General features: G+C 68.5%; 15 protein-coding genes and 1 pseudogene. 5 read left to right on the top strand and 11 right to left on the bottom strand.

Annotated elements, in window-relative coordinates; genetic code table 11:
• Nucleotides 1-191 precede the first annotated feature (191 nt).
• The 4 genes and pseudogenes from ACFYO2_RS42285 to ACFYO2_RS42270 all read right to left on the bottom strand — a co-directional run bounded on the left by ACFYO2_RS42285 (nucleotide 192) and on the right by ACFYO2_RS42270 (nucleotide 5,614).
• The gene (locus ACFYO2_RS42285; RefSeq protein ID WP_388360779.1) at nucleotides 192-1,874 is read right to left on the bottom strand and encodes an FAD-dependent oxidoreductase; all 1,683 of its coding nucleotides are present in this window, start codon (nucleotides 1,872-1,874) and stop codon (nucleotides 192-194) included.
• Nucleotides 1,805-2,272, bottom strand: a complete 468-nt coding sequence (locus ACFYO2_RS42280; RefSeq protein ID WP_388360776.1) for a response regulator transcription factor — start codon at nucleotides 2,270-2,272, stop codon at nucleotides 1,805-1,807. The genes ACFYO2_RS42285 and ACFYO2_RS42280 overlap by 70 nt, the downstream gene beginning before the upstream one ends.
• A gap of 61 nt (nucleotides 2,273-2,333) precedes the next feature.
• Nucleotides 2,334-2,417 (bottom strand): annotated as a pseudogene (locus tag ACFYO2_RS42275) (alpha/beta hydrolase); the annotation flags it as partial.
• Between the two features lie 371 nt (nucleotides 2,418-2,788).
• A complete protein-coding gene (locus ACFYO2_RS42270) occupies nucleotides 2,789-5,614 on the bottom strand; it encodes an ATP-binding protein (protein WP_388360773.1) in 2,826 nt (941 codons plus the stop codon).
• Between the two features lie 433 nt (nucleotides 5,615-6,047).
• Between ACFYO2_RS42270 and ACFYO2_RS42265 the strand changes: the two genes are divergently transcribed.
• The gene (locus ACFYO2_RS42265) at nucleotides 6,048-6,800 is read left to right on the top strand and encodes an SDR family NAD(P)-dependent oxidoreductase (protein WP_388360770.1); all 753 of its coding nucleotides are present in this window, start codon (nucleotides 6,048-6,050) and stop codon (nucleotides 6,798-6,800) included.
• Nucleotides 6,801-6,911: 111 nt separating this feature from the next.
• Here the strand turns inward: ACFYO2_RS42265 and ACFYO2_RS42260 are convergent, their stop codons facing one another.
• Nucleotides 6,912-7,166 (bottom strand): hypothetical protein, encoded by a 255-nt coding sequence (locus ACFYO2_RS42260; protein ID WP_388360767.1) that lies wholly within the window; start codon nucleotides 7,164-7,166, stop codon nucleotides 6,912-6,914.
• A gap of 115 nt (nucleotides 7,167-7,281) precedes the next feature.
• Here ACFYO2_RS42260 and ACFYO2_RS42255 point away from each other — a divergent pair, with 115 nt between their 5' ends.
• Complete coding sequence (locus ACFYO2_RS42255) at nucleotides 7,282-7,881, top strand: HdeD family acid-resistance protein (protein ID WP_388360764.1); 600 nt, start codon at nucleotides 7,282-7,284, stop codon at nucleotides 7,879-7,881.
• A 137-nt stretch (nucleotides 7,882-8,018) separates the two neighbouring features.
• Here the strand turns inward: ACFYO2_RS42255 and ACFYO2_RS42250 are convergent, their stop codons facing one another.
• On the bottom strand, nucleotides 8,019-8,942 hold the full coding sequence (locus ACFYO2_RS42250; protein ID WP_388360761.1) for a phytoene/squalene synthase family protein: 924 nt from the start codon (nucleotides 8,940-8,942) through the stop codon (nucleotides 8,019-8,021).
• Nucleotides 8,943-9,112: 170 nt separating this feature from the next.
• Complete coding sequence (locus ACFYO2_RS42245; RefSeq protein WP_388360759.1) at nucleotides 9,113-9,868, bottom strand: enoyl-CoA hydratase/isomerase family protein; 756 nt, start codon at nucleotides 9,866-9,868, stop codon at nucleotides 9,113-9,115.
• Nucleotides 9,869-10,163: 295 nt separating this feature from the next.
• Here ACFYO2_RS42245 and ACFYO2_RS42240 point away from each other — a divergent pair, with 295 nt between their 5' ends.
• Nucleotides 10,164-11,651: a long-chain fatty acid--CoA ligase gene (locus ACFYO2_RS42240; RefSeq protein ID WP_388360756.1), complete on the top strand. Its 1,488-nt coding sequence runs from the start codon at nucleotides 10,164-10,166 to the stop codon at nucleotides 11,649-11,651.
• 375 nt (nucleotides 11,652-12,026) lie between these two features.
• Here the strand turns inward: ACFYO2_RS42240 and ykgO are convergent, their stop codons facing one another.
• From ykgO to ACFYO2_RS42220, 4 genes are all read right to left on the bottom strand, one after another.
• Nucleotides 12,027-12,149 (bottom strand): type B 50S ribosomal protein L36, encoded by a 123-nt coding sequence (gene ykgO, locus ACFYO2_RS42235; protein ID WP_046258531.1) that lies wholly within the window; start codon nucleotides 12,147-12,149, stop codon nucleotides 12,027-12,029.
• 53 nt (nucleotides 12,150-12,202) lie between these two features.
• Nucleotides 12,203-12,367 (bottom strand): 50S ribosomal protein L33, encoded by a 165-nt coding sequence (gene rpmG / locus ACFYO2_RS42230; RefSeq protein WP_388360751.1) that lies wholly within the window; start codon nucleotides 12,365-12,367, stop codon nucleotides 12,203-12,205.
• Nucleotides 12,368-12,459: 92 nt separating this feature from the next.
• Entirely contained in the window at nucleotides 12,460-14,439 is a 1,980-nt protein-coding gene (nhaA, locus tag ACFYO2_RS42225) for a Na+/H+ antiporter NhaA (RefSeq protein ID WP_388360748.1), read from the bottom strand.
• A 65-nt stretch (nucleotides 14,440-14,504) separates the two neighbouring features.
• Nucleotides 14,505-15,857, bottom strand: coding sequence for an FAD-binding oxidoreductase (locus ACFYO2_RS42220; protein ID WP_388360745.1), 1,353 nt, complete (start codon nucleotides 15,855-15,857; stop codon nucleotides 14,505-14,507).
• 313 nt (nucleotides 15,858-16,170) lie between these two features.
• On the opposite strand from ACFYO2_RS42220, the gene ACFYO2_RS42215 reads away from it, so the two are divergent.
• Nucleotides 16,171-16,998, top strand: coding sequence for an enoyl-CoA hydratase/isomerase family protein (locus ACFYO2_RS42215; RefSeq protein ID WP_388360742.1), 828 nt, complete (start codon nucleotides 16,171-16,173; stop codon nucleotides 16,996-16,998).
• Nucleotides 16,999-17,099: 101 nt separating this feature from the next.
• The gene (locus tag ACFYO2_RS42210; RefSeq protein WP_388360740.1) at nucleotides 17,100-17,966 is read left to right on the top strand and encodes an alpha/beta fold hydrolase; all 867 of its coding nucleotides are present in this window, start codon (nucleotides 17,100-17,102) and stop codon (nucleotides 17,964-17,966) included.
• The last annotated feature ends 18 nt before the right edge of the window (nucleotides 17,967-17,984 follow it).

The following is a 17,984-nucleotide window of genomic DNA, read 5'->3' as shown; positions in this document are numbered from 1 at the left end:
GCACGACGGCGGAGCTCAAGCGGGTAACGGGAAGGTCGTGCCATGACTCGATCCTTTCATGAAATCGAGTCTCCATTCGAACCGGGGCGGTTCAGTCCTCGTCGCGCAGTTGCTTCTTCCTCCAAACTCGTTTCATCGTGGCGCACCGCACGTTGTTCAGCGGCACACGTTGGTCAAGGCCCTGGCCGGGCTCAGAGCGTCGCGAGGTACTGGTGGACCGAGCGCACCGCGCTCGCACCGTCACCGACCGCGGCGGCAACGCGCTTCATCGACGCCAGTCGCACGTCACCTGCGGCGAACACACCGGGGACGCTCGTTTCGTACGGCAGCGGCTCACGTCCCAACTCCCGCCAGTGCAGTCCGAGTTCCTCCGGCGACAACTGGCGGTCCGTGGGCACGAACCCGTCCGTGTCCAGAAGAACCCCGCTCAGCCAGGACGTCGCCGGCCGGGCACCGATAAAACAGAACAGGCCCGCGCAGTCGAGGCGTCGTTCCTCGGTGCCTTCGGCACGTGTGGCGAGCGAGATTCCTTCGAGGTGGGGCCGACCGTGCAGCGTGGTCACCTGGGCACCAGTCAGTACGGTGATCCGCGGATCGTTCATGATGCGTTCGACGAGGTACGCGGACATGCGGACGCCGAGATCGGGTCCCCGCACCACCAGCGTGACCTCGGAGGCGTAGCGGGCCAGGTGCAGTGCGGCCTGCCCGGCCGAGTTGGCGCCGCCGACCACGGCGACCGGCCGTCCCGCCACCGCCTGGGCCTCCAGGTCGGTGGCCGCGTAGTAGATGCCGCATCCGGTCAGTTCTGTCCAGCCGTCGAGGGGGAGCGCCCGGTACTCCGCGCCGGTGGCGATGATCACCGCCCTGGTGTTGATGCGCGTCCCGTCCATCAGGGTCACGACGTGGTCGCCACCCTGCCTGCTGAGCCCGGTGACGCCGCACGGGCTGGCCAGGTGCACGCCGAACTTCAGGGCCTGCACGGCGGCACGCGTGGTCAGGTCGGTGCCGCTGAGCCCGAAGGGGAAGCCGAGGTAGTTCTCGATACGTGCGCTGGTGGCGGCCTGACCACCCACGGCCACCCCGTCAAGCAGTACCGTCTCCAGCCCTTCGGAAGCGCCGTACACCGCCGCCGCCAGCCCCGCCGGACCGGCGCCCACGACGGTGAGGTCGGCCGAGCCGCGTCCCGTGCGGCGGTAAGTGAGGTTGAGCTGCTGGCTGAGGACGCCCGGCGTCACCGTTGGCGTCACCTGATGTGACGTCAGCGCTGCGGGCAGGTCGTCCTGGGTCAGCCCGGCCGAGCGGAGTATGTCCGTCCCCTGCGGGGAGTCACTGTCGAGCCATTGGTGCGGTACACCCTGGCGGTCCAGGAAGATGCGCATGGCCATGCCCGCGGCCGACCCGGCGTCGCCGACGATGCGCAAGCTCTGCTCCGTCGCCTGACGCAGCAGCCGTCGCCGGGCGAGGACGGCGCGCAGGAGCAGGTCCGACAGTTCCGTCTCCTCGGCCATGAGCCTGCGGAAGGCTTCCGGTGGCACCCGGAGGACCGTGCCGCCGACGGTGACCTGTACGGTCAGGCCGCGTCGCTGTCCCGTGAGCAGATTGAGTTCGCCGGCGAACTGGCCGGGGCCGTGGGTCATGAACAGGTGTCCGTCACCGCACTCGGACGAGGGGATGGTCGCTTCCAGCGTCGCTGTCTCACACAGGAAGAGGTCTACCGAGTCGTCCTCGACCCGGTAGAGAACCTGGCCTGCTCGGACGTCTTCGCGGCTCGCGTAGTGCGCGGCCCGGGCCAATTGTCCGTCTGTCAGCCGCACTTCGGCGGCGAGGGCGAGATCGTCCGGACGGTCACCGATCTCGGGAAAAGAGGTTGCCATGCTCGAAGGATGCGACGCCGGGCCACGGTTTGCCTGTCCGGTGTGCCCTGTACGACGTACACCTGTACGCGTGGGCATTCACTCTGCACGAACGGGTACATCTGCCGGCGACGCAGACATGCGAGGCGGCGCCGGAGTGTGTCGGCGGTAGGCGTCACAGCGCCGTTGCGGATGGCGTACGCCACCGCGTGCGTCCGGTTGCGCAGACGCAGCCGTGTGATCATGTCGTGCAGCACGTTCCTGATGGCGCGTTCGGAGTAGTTGAGACTTCCGGCGACCTCCGCCGTGCTCAACCCTTCAGCCAGCAGCCGCAGCACGTCCAACTCTCGCGTGGACAGCTCGGCGGAGCCGGGCTGCTGCCCTGGCTGGGAGCGCAGGCGTTCGATGAGCGTGCGCACCAGCGTGGGAGGCAGTGGCGATTCTCCGTTCAGCGCCCTGCGACTGGCACGCACGATGTCGGACGACGGGCCGGCCGGTGCCGTGGTCCTCGTAGTACAGGTCGATGTCGGTGGAGTTTTCCTGACCGACCGTGATGAAAGACATGGCTTCCCCTTCGAAAGACACTGCGCGGCGCGGACGCGCCGGGGGATGGACTCACCATGCCCCGGAGGCGTACACCCGCGAATCCGTCTAACGACTTACTTTTTCGACCGCTGCACGCGATACGAGGGGAAGACAGAGTCGGCGTACACGCTCCTCCCCCCCCGTTACCGGACCCCTCTCGGGGGCCTGCGCGTGCGCTCCGTAGGTCGTCTTCACCCGCCAGGTTGCCCGGGCGCGGCATCCGGGCCCTTGATGGCCGGCCGGCCCGTCGGGGGCGCTCGGAAAGGTCCCGCAGTCAAATGACTCATCAGACGGTGGCGTGTCGCCTGGCTGTGCTCAGTTTCGCCCCGGCACCTTCGTCCCGGAGCCTTTCAGTCGCGGTCGAGGGCGTCACGGAGTTGGCCCCGGCTGCTGATCCCCAGCTTCGGGAACACCTGGTACAGATGGAAACCGACGGTTCGGGCGGACAGGAACAGCCGCTCGCCGATCTGCCGATTGGTGAGGCCCGTCGCCGCCAGCCGCGCGATCTGCAACTGCTGCGGTGTCAGACGCTCCGCCGCCTGCGGCCCCTGCTCCGCGCCCCGCACAGGTGCCCGGCAGGCGCGCAGTTCCCCCACCGTCCGCTCCACCCACGGACGTGCCTCCAAGCGCTCGAACACGGTCAGCGCGCGCGCGAGTTCACCGCGCGCGTCACCCATCCGGCGTCTGCGACGCAGCCACTCCCCGAACTCCATTGCGGTGACCGCCCGTTCGAAGGGCCACTGCTCGGCACGCGGGTCCTCCACCACCGCGCGGAACAGCGCCTCCGCCTCCTCCCCCTCACACAACAAGGCCCGCGCGCGCCCCACGATCAGCCGCAGACGCGGTGACATTCCCTCGCCCAACTGTCGCTCCACCGAGTCCACGACCGCCGCCGCCTCCGACTGCCGCCCCGCCCGGACAGCGGCGGCAGCAAGATCCCCCACGCCGTAGAAGGAGCGGTGATAATGCACAGGCCGCGGATCGGGGCCGGCGGTGAAAAGCTCCCGCAGCAACTCGAACTCCATCGAGTGATCGCCCTCGACGGCCGCCACCGCCGCGCGCACCATGGCCGCACGTACTCCCAGCGCACGGCGCTCCGACACATCCGTCCCCGCGACTGCCCGCTCGATCGCACCCCGAGCCCTGTCCGTGTCACCTCGCAAGGCCGAGACCGTCGCATCGACGTACAGCGCCGCCCATTCCACCGTCTCGAGGTTGTTCTCCGCCGCCACCCGCCGTGCGTTCTGGGCGGACGACCGCGCTGCGTCCCACGCGCCGGCATCGAACTGCGCCAACGCCAGCAACTGTTCCAGTACGACGTCGGACCCCATGGCCGTCACCGAGCGGAGATGCTCCAGCGCGGAGCCGAGCCACCGCACGGCCGATGCCGTCTCGTCCAGGACCCAGGCCGCGCCCCCCAACAGCTTTATCCCGTACGGTTCCCCGTCCACCTCGGTTGCCGCACGGTCCAGCAACTCCATCAGGCTCCGACGGTCCCCGAAAGGATCACAGCACGCACGTGCCCAGACATGCTCGCAAAGGCTGCCCGCGTCACCGGGTATCCGCGACAGCAGTTCCACGGCGAGCCGACGAAAAACCTCGTCGCCGCCGCTGTACACGACGACCGCTCCACGGACCACGGCGTCCAGAGCCGTCGTCGGTGCGGTGTCAACGGTGTCCATGGCCAAGGGAAGCAGCTCGGACAACGCCGCTTCGTGTCGACCGGTCACCGACAGCGCCCACCCCCTGCGCTGCACCGCCTCCATCAGCATCGCCGCGTCATCGGTCGTCGTCGCCACCTTCACTGCCAGTGACTCCACCCACCATGGCTCACCCGCACGCATCGCGAGCTCGCACGCGTCCAACCACCGGCGGGCCCGCAGCCATCCGTCCTCGCTCAACTGCCCCGCGCGCTCCAACGCGGCGGCCGCCCCCCAGTACCCGCCACGCCGACGCGCCCGGTCCGCGGTCTCGACCAACGCGCCCGCGACCGACTCGTCCGGCGCCCAGGACGCTGCGGCGAGATGCCAGGCCCGCCGGTCCGGATCACCCGCCGAGTTCTCCGCCAGCAGCAGGTGCGCCTCACGACGCTCCGCGAACGACGCAGCCCCGTACACCACCGAGCGCATCAACGGGTGACGGAACCGCACCTGCCCGCCGACCAGTCGCACCAGCTCCGCTTCCTCCGCCGCGGACCACGCCTCGATGCCTCCGTCGGGTTCGGACGCCGAGGCCGCCGACATCGCCGCGCCGGTATCGGGCGCTTCCGCCACAGCCATGATCAGCAGCATCCGCCGCGTCGCCTTCGGAAGCGCGGTCAAACGCTCCGCCGGCGTGTTTCCCAGCCGGGTCAGCAACGAAGCCGCGACTCCTATGCTGCCCTCCGACGTCGAGGTGCCGATCTTCGACGCACTGCGCGCCAACTCCACCAACGCCAAGGGGTTGCCCTCCGCCAACCGCAGCACTTGGCCACGCACCCAACCCCGTGGAATCACCGGTTGCGTGTCCAGCAGGTGCCCGGCCGCCTCGTCCGGCAACGGTCCCACCGTCAGCCGCTCGAATTCGGACCACATCGATGCACCCGTACTGTCGTCACGTACGGCGGCCAGGAGTCCCACCGGCTCGTCCGAGATACGTCGAGCGACGAAGAGCAGCGTCTCCAGGGAGCAGGCGTCGAGCCATTGCAGGTCGTCGACGACAACCGTCAGCGGCTTGCGGCGCGCACACATGAGCAGCAGGTTCAAGGCCGCGAGTCCGACGAGAAACCGGTCCTGTCCGCCGTCGGCGGGCTGGACATCGGATGGGTGCACGCCGAAGGCTCGCGACAGGGCCGAGCGTTGCGGAAGCGGCACGTCGGGAAGCTGGTGCAGCACGGGTTTCAAGAGCTGATGCAGGGCGCCGTACTCGAGCGTCAGCTCCTCCCGGTTGCCGGCGCAGCTCAGCACGTCGAACCCGCGACGATTCGCCTCCACCGTGGCAGCCTTGAGCAACGTGCTCTTGCCTGAACCGGGTTCTCCTACGAGAACGAGAGTGCTCGCGTCGTCGGAGGGCTCGGAGAAGACGATCTGGGCAATGCGTGCGAGCTCCGATTCGCGTCCGACGGCCTTCTCGGAAGGTTCGGGATCCGTGGGTTCACGCACCATGCCCCCTACCTTTTCTGTCCTCGGGCCGATCACCGGTGGATGACGCGTTCACGCGTCGGCGGCGCTCCTCGCACCGCTCACATCGGCGTCCGGATCGCCAGGTGGAGGAGATGGGCGAGGGCTCTGCCGGCGAACGAGCCAGTTCCCGCAGGCGGGCACGATGTGGTGTCTGAGCACGGCACAACCGACCCCCCAGTACCCGTCGACGAGCCGCCCGGGTCGGCGCGGCCATTTCAATATGGTCGGTCATTTTCAGCTTGTCAAACCTGTCTTGCCCGCAAGGAATGAGGAGGCGTGGACCGTCTCCTGTGGGTCTCACGGGACCATCAGGGCGGCCCGGTGCTGCGCTCTCGCTCGCCGCGCTCGGCGCCCCCCTACGTATCCATGGGGCATGACCGCGGGCCCATGGGGCAGTTTTCGGATGCTCGGACGGCAGAAATCGGGCCGTGCCCGAAGGATTCTGCCCATGAGTGACATACGTACTGAGCACAGTCTGTCGGGCCGCACCGTACTGGTGGCGGGCGCCACCGGCGGAATCGGCGAGGGCATGACGCGGGATCTGCTTCTGCAGGGCGCGAGGGTGGTGGCCACCGGCCGGGACGAGGAGCGGCTGGCCCGTCTGGCCGCCTACGTGGAAGGAAGCGGACCGGGCACCCTCGACACCCAGGTGGTGGACGTCGGAGCCGCGGACACCGCGAGCGTGCGCGAGCGGCTGTCGGCCTTCGGGGAATTCGACGGAGTGGTGATCACGATCGGCGACTGGGGGAGCCCGAAGCGTACGGCCATCCTGGACACAACGACCGAGGAATGGCAGCGAATGATCGCGGCCAACCTGACCAGCCACTTCCATGCGCTGCGCACGCTGACCCCGCTGCTTTCCAGGAGTGGGGCGCTGGTGCACCTCAGTGGATTCAGCGCCGAGATCCCTTACCCGTTCGCCGCGCTGGTCGGTGCCACCAATGCGGCGAAGAAGTCCCTTGTGCGCTCTCTCACCGCTGAGCTGGGCGGGGGAGGGCCGAGGGTCTACGAATTGGTCATCGGTGCGATCCGTACCCGTCCGCGGGCGGCGATCGGCGCCGACAGTCCGCACTGGTTCAGCGCCGAGGAGCTGGGACGGCATGCGGGCCTGCTGAGCGCCCACGAGGGGCCGCACGCCGACGCTCCCTTGCAGTACCTGCTCACCCGCGAGCAGGGTGTACGGATGACGCCGCCCCAGTGACCGTCGCGCTCCGCCGGAGGCGGTAGGCCCGGTCGCTGCCACTCCGCGGCAGTCGGCCGACGGAGGCCAATGGCTGTCCGGCTTTCCACGGCGACAATGGTGAGCCCAATGTCAGCGGATCCGGCCGGTGCCGGACCAGCCGGATCGGCAGTGCAGGGCGAACGGCACACGTTGGGCAACAAACCGGTGGGCCCGGCCGAAGAAGCGGCTGAGGTCGTCACGAACGGCCACCGCAAGGGCTGAGCCGAATCGACGGGAGCCGGCGCCCAGCGACTCCCGGACGGACATCGGCGCACCGGTGACGAAGTCCGCGTAGGCCTCGATCTCGGCCCGCTCGCCAAGGCCGATCGGCAGAGTGGTTCCCACGTGCGCTTCCTCAAAGCTCGGTCATCGGCGTGCGCACGTAGGTCGGATGACCAATGGCAACGGAGACCATTGCCATGATGCTGGAGCTCCCCATACGAGAGGAGTCGCGGACGTCATGGTCATCGCGAACGAAGCACCTGGTGGACCCGGTCAGTGGAACGAGTCGAAGGTGGTGGATCTGCTGGGATCCGCGGCCTGGAAAGTGATGGTCGCGGGTGGAGTGGTCGCCGCCGCAATCGGGTTGGTGACCTTGGTGTGGCCGGGCGCCACCCTGGCAGTCGTCGGCGTTCTTTTCGGCGTCTACCTGCTTGCCTACGGCGTGACGCAGCTCGTAGGCGCGTTCGGACCGCATGCCCCCGGAGGCTCGCGGGCTCTGTTGGTGCTCAGCGGAAGCCTGAGCGTGCTGCTCGGACTCATGGCCTTCCGGAGCGTGGCACAGTCACTTCTGCTGCTTGCCGTCTGGATCGGCTTCGGCTGGCTGCTGAGCGGTATCTCGATGACCGTCACGGCGGTGTCGGGACCGGCCCGTCCGACAAGTGTCTGGAGCGGACTGCTCGGTGTCCTCACCACTCTGGCCGGGCTGACTGTCGTCATCTGGCCGTTCTCCTCCGTCGCGACCCTGGCCATCGTGGCGGGCATCTGGCTGGTCGTCATCGGAGCGACCGAAATCGTCCACGGCATCCAGATCCGCTGTCACATCACTACGTCGGCGTAGAAGCTTTGCGGTTCAACGAGGTTGTATGGATCGCTACTTGGGGCCTTCCTCACCGCTCGACGGCGGTGGGGGAGGGCCGCGACACGAGGGCGAGTTGGTTCACGGAGGGGAAATCGCTCCGCGGGAGGGAAATTGGTTCAGCGAACGCGGCCCAGCAGCGCCGCAAGTGCCAGACCTGACTTCTCCCTCGTCGTCAGGGAAACCCGACCGGCCAGTACCGCTCCGGGCTCGCTCTCAATGACGTCGAGCAGTCGCCGGTAGATGCCCGCCATGGCGCCGACGCACGCCTGGCTGCGACGGTCGAGCAGGGGCAACAGGCGAAAGCCCTCCTCGAACAGAGCCCGGGCCCTCCCCGCCTCGTACCTGATGAGACCCTCGAAGTCCGCGTCGGCGGGGACGGAGTACGTGGCTAACTGCGCGTCTTCGCATGCGAAGCGTTCGACGTCCTCACTCGGAAGGTAGCGCCTGCCCATGGCGGCGTCCTCGCAGACATCACGGAGAATATTGGTGACCTGCAAGGCCAATCCCAATGTGTCGGCGTATTCCATTCCCCGCTCGACGTCCGTACAGCCGAAGACACCGAGCGACAGCCTGCCGACGGAGCCGGCCACGCGGCGACAGTAGACGAGCAGGTCGCCGAAGTTCTTGTAGTCCGTCTGCTCGATGTCCATGGTGACGCCGGCGATCAGTTCGTGGAACGCTTCGAGCGGGATCGGAAAGCGCTGAGCCGCATCCGCGAGCGCTATGCGTACCGGGTCCCGTGCGTCCTCGGCGTCCGGGTGCACGGCGTCCGGATGTCCCGACACCAACCCGTCCACCATCGAACTGACTCGCGCAAGCAACTCTGCCTTGCGCTCCGTGCCCAGCTCGCCGTCGCCTATGTCGTCCACGCGGCGCGCCAGGGCGTAGATCGCGGACATGGCCCGCCGCTTGGGGCCCGGCAACAGCCGGACACCGTAACTGAAGTTCTTCGCTTGCGTACGTGTTACTTCCTGACAATGGCGGTACGCCGCCCGCACATCGTCGGCCTGTGTACGGGCACGGTCACTGGTTGCAGCCACACTGATCAACTCTTCCGCTGTGAAAGGCCCGAGCGCTCAGGACCCGAGCCGCCGGACGCGGCCACGTCAGGGTAGGGGCACCGCGACAGGCCCCGAACCGTGCGGTGACCGTGGGGGAAGCATGTCGTCCCTTTCGGGACGAGGTCCGGCTGGAGACGGAAGACCACCGACTACGCGTCGGCGGGGCCCGACGAATGCTCACTGACCGCGAGCCCGGATGTGAGCCCGGCGAACAGGCGCCGTTCCGTGGCGACCGCTTCCGGGAACGGCAGCCTCGATCCGGTCACGATCGACTCCTTGGCCGCGTACAACGCGGGCCCCGCATTCTTCGCGATGTCCTCGACCCAGCGCAACGCCGCTTGCAGGAAGTCCTCGGCCGGTAGGACGGTATTGACCCAGCGCATGGCGAGCGCTTCATCGGCGGAGAAGGGCCTGCCGGTGAGGATCACCTCGGCCGAGTGGCCGGGGCCCACCAGCCGGGGAAGCCGCACGCTGCCTCCGCCGCCGGGGATGAAACCGCCGGTGATCTCCGGCTGCTGGAAGCGAGCGCGGGAGGAAGCGACCCGCAGGGTACAGGCCAACGCGATCTCGTTGCCGCCGCCGGAGGCGAGCCCGTCGATGGCCGCGACGGTCGGCTGAGGGATGTCCTCCAGCAGGGCCAACACACGTGACCAGGAGGCGAGTTCCTCCCTGCTGGCTTGCCCGGCACCGGCGCGAGCCAGGTCGGAGAGCTCGGCGTGGTCGATGAACTTGTCGTCCAGCCCGCCGGCCAGCATGACGACTCTGACCTGCTTTGACTGCAGGGCGATGTCCTCCAGCAGATCACCGAGTTCAATCATGGAACGGAAGTCCATGAGGTTCTCCGGTGCCCTGGAGAACGTAAGGACAGCAACGGCGCCGAAGCGCTCAACGGCCCATGTGGTCATCTCTTGCCCTCTGTCTCTTCTATGTCTCATCTGTGCCGGCTCGACAACTTCGCCCCGGAAGCCGGAAGCCGGAAGCCGGAAGCCGGAAGCCGGAAGCCAGGAACAGGTTTCCCCGCATCCGTCGCCCCGTCATCAGTCATCTGACCGACTGCTATGTTGCGCATACACGTATGTGAAGTCGCGCGGTATGTCCCGCGACTGGACGTGTCATCACCCATCCCTGGTCGCCCCCGCGTGCGGGCGTGCGTCTGCACCAGGTGCAGGTCCGTCACAGGGCTGTCAAGCAGGAGGACACATGCCGAACATCGCGGAGAACCTGTCGGCGACGACGCGGCTTCATCCCGATCACCCCGCTCTCCGGTTCGGTGAAGCTGTGGTGCCGTACACGGAGTTGGACGCGGCGGCGTCCCGTATCGCGGCAACGCTCCAGGCGGAAGGGCTGACGGCGGGCGACCGGGTGGGCCTGATGCTTCCCAACGTCCCGGCGTTCGTCGCGCTCTACTACGGCATCCTGCGCGCCGGCGGCGTCGTCGTCCCTATGAACCCGCTGCTCAAGGAGAAGGAGATCCAGCACTGTCTGGTCGACTCGGGGGCGAGGCGCCTGTTCGTGTACGAGGGCGTCGCACAGCAGGCGACAGCGGCGGCGGCCGCGACGGGCACCCCGGTGAACGCGGTCGGTGCGGACTGGGTGCCGGCCGACGAACAGACGCCGATCACCGAGCCGTGCCCCCGGGACGACGGCGATCTCGCCGCTCTCCTGTACACCTCGGGCACGACCGGCACGCCGAAGGGCGCGGCCTTGACCCATGGCAATCTCGGCCGCAACGCAGAGGTGTTGGCCGACCATGTCGTCGACATCACCGACGACGACGTCATGATGGCCCGCTTGCCGCTCTTCCATGCCTTCGGCCAGACGGGCAGCATGAACGCGGGGATCCGTCGGGGCGCCTGTCTCGTGCTTGTGCCCCGCTTCGATCCGGCAGAGGTCCTTGCCATGCTGAGCGAGCTGGGTGTGACGATCTTCGTCGCCGTACCCACGATGTACAACGCGTTGCTGCACCAGCCTCCGGTTACGACCGGATCCGAGGCAGGTGCCTTGAGGGTGTGCGTCTCGGGCGGAGCCTCCTTGCCGGGCGAGGTGCTGTACGCCTTCGAGAAGCGCTTCGGCTGCACGGTGGGGGAGGGCTACGGTCTGTCCGAGACCTCCCCGGTGTCGACCTTCAACCACCTTGACCGACCTCGTAAGGCCGGCTCGATCGGCACCCCGATGCTGGGGGTCGAAGTGCGCCTTGTGGACGAGGCAGGCAAGGACGTGTCCCCCGGCGACGTCGGTGAGATCGCCATCCGGGGCGACAACGTCATGGCCGGCTACTGGAACCGGCCCGAGGAGACGGCCGAGACGATCCCGGACGGTTGGCTGCGCAGCGGAGACCTGGCTCGGCAGGACGAGGACGGTTACTTCTTCATCGTCGACCGCAAGAAAGACGTGATCATCCGGGGTGGGTACAACGTCTACCCACGGGAGATCGAGGAGGTCCTCTACGAGCACCCGGACGTACTGGAGGCGGCCGTGCTCGGCCTCCCGCACAGGCACCTCGGCGAAGAGGTCGCCGCAGCCGTCGTCCTCACCCCCGACGGCCGGGCCACCGAAGACGAACTACGCTCCTTCGTGAAAGCCCGTGTCGCCCCCTACAAGTACCCGCGGGAAATCCGGATCGTCCCCTCCTTGCCCAAGGGCTCCACCGGGAAGATCCTCAAGCGGGAGATACGGCTCGCTCGATGACCTGTCAGGCCGACCGAAGGGGACGGGTCCGCCGGCCTTCCAATAGAGGAAGGAGCAGGTCCGGGCGGTGAGGCAGAGACCGCCGATCAGATAGCCGACGGCGCTGAAGTCAGCTCTTCTCGAAGGGGGTCACCTCGTGGTCCGACGGGACGACCGGCCCCGCCGACAGCCCGCTGAGATCGTGCGCGGGGCGCACGATCAGGTCGCGTTCGTGGGTCCACCGTTCTCCTCGGATGCTCGGTTACCCACACTCGGGGGCGAGCCTGCGGTGGAGGCCGATTCGAGGCACCGGTCAATCGGCCGACGGCTTTTCGACCGGTACGGCAACGGCCCGGCACCGCGAATGCGGTACCGGGCCGTACGGCGTGGGGCGGGTCAGCCCTGGCGGGCCTTGAAGCGGGGGTCCTTCTTGTTGAGCACGAAGGTGACGCCCCGTCGGCGTACCACCTGGGCGCCGGGCTTGGCCTTGAGCGAGCGCAGTGACTTACGTACCTTCATCGGGGGTGGTGCCTCCTTGCGGGGCCTTCGTCGCCGGGCGACGAAGGCGGATGTCAGCGTTCTTCGCGGAACAGGACGTGTCCGCCGACCGTCGGGTCGTACTTGCGCAGGACCAGCCGGTCAGGATCGTTCAGACGGTTCTTGCGGGTCACGTAGGTGACTCCGGTGCCGGCCGTCGACGTCAGCTTGACGACGGGCCGCGTGGTGCTGCGTGCCATGAGGGGCTCCTTCCGCCGACACCCGAGTACATTGACTCGGTCATGTCAGACGATCGTTCCAACGCCACCGGGCGGTGCTGCATTCCCGCTCGTCACCTGTCTCGGCGCGCGTCGGCCGCCGCCCGTTCCCGGGCCGCGCGCACCGCCGCCGACAGGCCGGTGATGTCGTAGGCACCGTGATGCCGGCGCCCGTTGACGAAGAACGTGGGCGTGCCCGCCACGCCGCTGCGGTCCGCCGACTCCACGTCCTCGGCGATCCGGCCGGAGCCCCGGTGCGACCGCAGGTCCTGGTCGAAGCGCTCGGTGTCCAGCCCGAGGTCCGCGGCGTACTTGCGCAGGTCGTCCAGGCGCAGCGCGCCCTGGTGGCTGAACAGCCTGTCGTGCATGTCCCAGTAGCGGCCCTGCGCGGCGGCCGCCTCCGCCGCCTCGGCCGCCAGTTGTGCGTGCACGTGTACGTCCGTCAGGGGGAGGTGCCGCCATACGTAGCGCACGTCGCCGAAGTCGCCGAGCAGCTCCCGGACGACCGGTTCGGCCTGCCCGCAGTACGGGCATTCGTAGTCGCCGTACTCCACGACCGTCACCGGCGCGTCCCGGGGCCCTCGGACGTGGTCCCGGTCGGGGTCGACCGGGACCACCAGGTCGGTGATCGCTTCGGCGTCGCCGAGCAGCGCCCGCTGCCGCAGGGAGACCGGCAGTGCCGCGATCACCGCTGTGACGAGCCGGCTGCTCAGGAAGGAGGCGACCAGTGCGCTCAGGATGCCGATCTTGGCGTCCTGGAGCAGGGTCCCGTCGAAGGCGAGGGTCGCGATGAGGAGGGAGACGGTGAAGCCCGTCCCGGCCAGGGTGCCTCCCGCGGTGACGGCTCCCCAGCCGACCGGCGGGCGCAGCCGGCCCCGGCTGAGCCAGTACGTCACAGCGGACGCGCCGACGATGCCCAGGGGTTTGCCTAGGACGAACGCGACGAGGATGCCGAGGGTGACGGGCGAGGTGAACGCCCGCTCCAACTGTTCGGCGTCGAGCGGAATGCCGGTGTTGGCCAGGGCGAAGAGCGGCACGACGAGGTAACTGGTCCACGGGTGGAACAGGCCCTGCAGACGATCGTTGGGGGAGAGTGCGGAGGCGAGGCCGGCCCGTACCGAGCGTTCCAGTTCGGGCGTCGGCTGCTCGCGGAAGCTCCGGAACAGACCCGTGGCGTGTTCGAGGTCTTCGCGCGCCGCCGGATAGGCGTAGGTCAGCAGCCCCATGGCGAGGCCGATGACCACGGGATCGACGCCGGACTTCAGCAGCGCGGCCCATGCCACCACTGCCAGCAGGGCGTAGACCAGGCCCCGGCGCACTTTGAGCGCGCGGACGAGAAGGACCACGCCGAACACGCCGATCGAGAGGAGGAGGGCCGGCGCCTCCACCTGTTCGCTGTAGGCGACGGCGATGACGCCCAAGGAGAGGAAGTCGTCGACCACTGTGATCGTCAGAATGAAGATCCGCAGTCCGTTCGGCAGCCGGCGTCCCACGACGGCGAGCATGCCGAGGGCGAAGGCGGTGTCGGTGGACATCGCCGCGCCCCAGCCGTGCGCGGACGGGTGTCCGGCGTTGACAGCGAGGTAAAGGGCGATGGGTACCGCCATGCCGCTGATCCCGGCGACGAGCGGCAGGACCAGCCGTCGACGGTCGCGCAGCTCGCCCACGTCGAACTCGCGCCGTGCCTCCAGTCCGACGACGAAGAAGAACAACGCCATCAGACCGCTGTTGATCCACTCCCGCAGCGGGAGCGACAGACCCCGGGCACCGATCCCGACGGACAGGTGTGTTTCCCAGAACGACGTGTAGGCCGCGGGCTCCGTGTTGGCCCACAGCAGCGCGACGACCGCCGCCGCGACGAGCACGGCCGCGCTGCCGGTCTCGGTGCGCAGGAAGTCGCGCAGTGGCGAACGGAAGTCGGCACCGGCGCTCTGGCCCGTGCAGTCAGCGGGTGGGAAGTCCGTGCTCCGCCGTTCACCGGACGCCCGGAACCCGGGTACGCCCGAAAACGGTGGCGCCGGCCACCGGATCCACTTCTTCCGGTTCGTGCCCATCTTCTCCCTGTGTGACATGTCCGTGGGGGTTTTTGCCCCTCGCGCAACAGTGGCGGCCCGGCCGTTCATTCCGGGGCGTCACCCGCCGGCCGGCGCAGCGCGAAGTTGCTGTCGAAGAGATGCCCGGGATCGTACTGGTCCTTGAGCGCGAGCAGCCGGTCGAGAACCGGCTGCGGGAACGCGTCCCTGAGCTGCCGCGGACCTGTGCGCGTCTCGAAGCTCAGGTACAGCCCGTCGATGTGGGGAGTGAGCCGGCCCCAACGCTGGTCGAGGTCGGCGCGCAGGGCGGGGACCGTCGCCGCCATGAGCGAGAAGTTCTGGGTGCGGTGCGCGTAGGCCATGGCCGTGGTCGGCACGTCGTTGACCGCTCCGCCGACGGACCGCAGCTGCACGATGCCGGCTGCCGTCGCGACCGCGACGATGCCCTGGGCCACCTGGTCGTCGATGTGGTGAAGCAGCCCGGAACGAGACACGGTCATGGGCTGCTGGGCGTGCTGCGGCTGGTGCCCGGCCGGCAGCAAGCGGTGGTAGGGGGCCGCGAAGAGCTCGTTCCGCAGTACCGGAGCGACGGACCCCAGTGACCGCAGCGCATGGCGGGCGGCGTCCATGTCACGGCCCGCGTACACCGTCATGACCTGTGCGACGGGGCGTCCACCCGGTCCGGTCACCAGGGTCAGGAAGCCGGTCACCTCGCGGGCGGACTTTTCCATCCACCTTCCCCACCTGGTCAGGAAGGCGACGGTGTCCGCCGCGTCGAAGACACTGACGTCGACGCAGACCCCGTCCACCCGCGCGGCCCGGAACTCGAAGGCGGTGGCGACCCCGAAGTTGGCTCCGGCACCACGCACGGCCCAGAACAGGTCGGGATCGTGATGAGCGTCCGTACGCACCATGGAACCGTCGGCGAGGACCAGTTCGGCCGCTCGCATGTGGTCGATGGTGAGTCCGTGCGCGCGTGCCATGAGACCGATACCGCCGGCGGTGGCCAGTCCACCGACGCCGACGTCCCCCGTGTCGCCGGAGGACAGCGCCAGCCCGTACGGCGCGAGCGCGGCGGCGACGTCTCCCCACCGGGCTCCCGCTCCGACACGTACGAGCCCCGCGTCCGCGTCGAGCACGGTCACCGAGGCGAGTGCGGAGAGATCGACGACGAGGCCGCCGTCGTTCGTGGACCGTCCGCTGATGCCATGGCCTCCACTGCGGACGGTGAACGGCAGGAGCGTGTCTCTCGCGTGAGCCAGCGCCACCGCGATGTCCCGCGCGTCGCGCACCGGCAGGACGGCGGCCGGACGGCCCAGGCGGGTATAGGTGTGGCGCACGGCGTCATAGCCCGGATCACCCGGGCGTATCGCCAGGGCGGCGAGGCTTGTGGGAAAGGTGAGCTCAGGGGCGGGTGAGGGTCCCGAGGAGACAGACATCAGCACCACTTTCGGCAGGGGGACGAGCGTCAGGACGCCTCGGACCCGTGTGATCAGGCAGCATCGCGGCCGTCGGACAGGGAGCGAGGGCCTGCCATATACACGACATGTAACACAAAGGAACGTGTCCAGGGACGCCCTCGGCCGGGACTGTGCCGGTGTGTCAACTGAATGTGCCTGATAGGGCATTGTCGGCGCCCGCCGCCGAGCACGGCATGCCGACCGCTCGTAATCTGCAGGTCAGAGCAGCCCCGGCGTGACACACCTGAACCGGGCGCGTCACCACACGCACCTCACGAAGAGGGACCTCCCCATGTCGAACAAGACGACGGCAGACACGCACGTTCCTGTCCGTGCCGAACAGCGCAGCCCCGGTTACTGGAGGGTCACCTTCGACAACCCTCCGTTCAACCTCTACGACCCCGAGGTGGAGGCCGCACTCGCGAAGGTCGTCGACCAGCTGGAGAAGGACCCCGACGTCAAGGTCGTCGTCTTCGACAGCGCCCTCCCGGAGTTCTTCATGGCCCATCTGAACCTGGGGAGGGCCGCCGAGTTCGGGGAGGGCATGCCCACCTGGTTCGACATCGTCACCCGCCTGGGCAACGCCCGCTTCATCACGCTCGGTTCCCTCCGCGGCCGCGCCCGCGGCATCGGCAACGAGTTCCTGCTCGCCCTCGACGTGCGCTTCGCGAGCCGCGAGAAGGCTGTCCTGAGCCAGCTCGAGATCGGTACGGGCATCATCCCCGGCTGCGGCGGCATTCAGCGCCTGCTGCGGCTCACCGGGCGGTCCCGGGCACTGGAGATCATCACTTCCGGTGAGGACTACGACGCGGACACGGCGGCGCTCTACGGTTGGATCAACCGGTCCGTCCCCGACGCCGATCTGGACGCTGTCGTCGACCGTTTCGCGCGTCGCGTCGCCTCCTTCGACGCCGAGGCCCTCCGTGCGGTCAAGGAGATCGTCAACGAGGAAGCCCCCCAGCACGGCACCGCCGAGCTGGCGGCCACCCACAAGCGCTTCGCCGAGCTGCTCGCGCGGGAGTCCGTCCAGGAACGCCTGCGGCAGTCGGCGAAGGCCGGCCCTGAAGTCATCCATGACCTGGAGCTGAACATGGGTGAACGCCTCGGCGCCCGTAGCTAGTACCAGGCCGTCCCGGCCAGACCGCGGGACTCGCCGACAAACGTGTCCGCGACATGAGCCCGCCCACTGACTTCACTCACTCAGATCGAGAGACAACCGCCATGGCCACCGAGTCCGACCGAAGCCAGATCACGACGCCCAACCTCCACGTCGAGGCAGCGGACGGTGTCACCTACCGCTACCGCCGTTTCGGCAAGCCCAGCGAAAGCGACCTCCCGCTGGTCTGCCTCGTGCACTTCCGCGCCAACCTGGACAACTGGGACCCCGAGTTCGTGGACGCCGTCGCCGCCGAGCGTGAGGTCGTCCTCGTGGACCTCGCCGGCGTCGGCGGTTCCACCGGCACCACGCCGAACACCGTCGAGGAGATGGCGTACAACGCCATCGCCTTTCTCGACGCCTTGCAGCTTCCCCGGTACGACCTGCTCGGCTTCTCCCTCGGCGGTTTCATCGCCCAGGAGATCGCCTTGTTCCGTCCGTGGCAGGTGCGGCGTCTGGTCCTGGCCGGTACGGCGCCCAGGGGCGGGCGGGACATCCACCTGTACACGGCGGGCGCCATTCGTGACACCGCCTTCGGAGACGCCCCCACGGCGACGGATCTGCTCACCCTCTTCTTCGAGAAGAGCGTCTCCAGCCAGGGCAAGGGCGTGGAGTTCCTCAAGCGCCTCGGCCTGCGCACCGCCGAGCGGGACGCCCCGACCGATCTGGCCGTGCGGGACGCCCAGTTGACCGCGATCTCCGCGTGGGGCGTGCGGGACGACTCCCGCCTGCAGCGCCTGGACTCCATCCAGCAGCCCGCTCTGGTCGCCAACGGGGACAACGACGAGATGATCCCGACCAAGAACACGTATCTGCTGGCCGAGCACCTGCCCAACGCGAAGCTGAGCGTCTACCCGGATGCCGGACACGGCTTCCTCTTCCAGTACCCGGCGGAGTTCGCCCACGAGGTGAACGCCTTCCTCGGCGCCTGACGGGCGGCGTACGCAGAG

The organism is Streptomyces sp. NPDC006602 (genome assembly GCF_042870385.1).
In the GTDB taxonomy this organism is placed as follows: Bacteria; Actinomycetota; Actinomycetes; order Streptomycetales; family Streptomycetaceae; genus Streptomyces.
Note: the sequence above shows the minus strand (reverse complement) of the source record. Positions and strands in the feature narration are given on the sequence as shown.

What these genes read in the sequence shown, in the direction of transcription:
- nhaA (WP_388360748.1), bottom strand. Translation starts at nt 14,439, where the DNA reads ATGGGCACGAACCGGAAGAAGTGGATCCGGTGGCCGGCGCCACCGTTT.
- ACFYO2_RS42245 (WP_388360759.1), bottom strand. Translation starts at nt 9,868, where the DNA reads ATGACCACATGGGCCGTTGAGCGCTTCGGCGCCGTTGCTGTCCTTACG.
- ACFYO2_RS42215 (WP_388360742.1), top strand. Translation starts at nt 16,171, where the DNA reads ATGTCGAACAAGACGACGGCAGACACGCACGTTCCTGTCCGTGCCGAA.
- ACFYO2_RS42210 (WP_388360740.1), top strand. Translation starts at nt 17,100, where the DNA reads ATGGCCACCGAGTCCGACCGAAGCCAGATCACGACGCCCAACCTCCAC.
- ACFYO2_RS42285 (WP_388360779.1), bottom strand. Translation starts at nt 1,874, where the DNA reads ATGGCAACCTCTTTTCCCGAGATCGGTGACCGTCCGGACGATCTCGCC.
- ACFYO2_RS42255 (WP_388360764.1), top strand. Translation starts at nt 7,282, where the DNA reads ATGGTCATCGCGAACGAAGCACCTGGTGGACCCGGTCAGTGGAACGAG.
- ACFYO2_RS42220 (WP_388360745.1), bottom strand. Translation starts at nt 15,857, where the DNA reads ATGTCTGTCTCCTCGGGACCCTCACCCGCCCCTGAGCTCACCTTTCCC.
- ACFYO2_RS42240 (WP_388360756.1), top strand. Translation starts at nt 10,164, where the DNA reads ATGCCGAACATCGCGGAGAACCTGTCGGCGACGACGCGGCTTCATCCC.
- rpmG (WP_388360751.1), bottom strand. Translation starts at nt 12,367, where the DNA reads ATGGCACGCAGCACCACGCGGCCCGTCGTCAAGCTGACGTCGACGGCC.
- ykgO (WP_046258531.1), bottom strand. Translation starts at nt 12,149, where the DNA reads ATGAAGGTACGTAAGTCACTGCGCTCGCTCAAGGCCAAGCCCGGCGCC.
- ACFYO2_RS42265 (WP_388360770.1), top strand. Translation starts at nt 6,048, where the DNA reads ATGAGTGACATACGTACTGAGCACAGTCTGTCGGGCCGCACCGTACTG.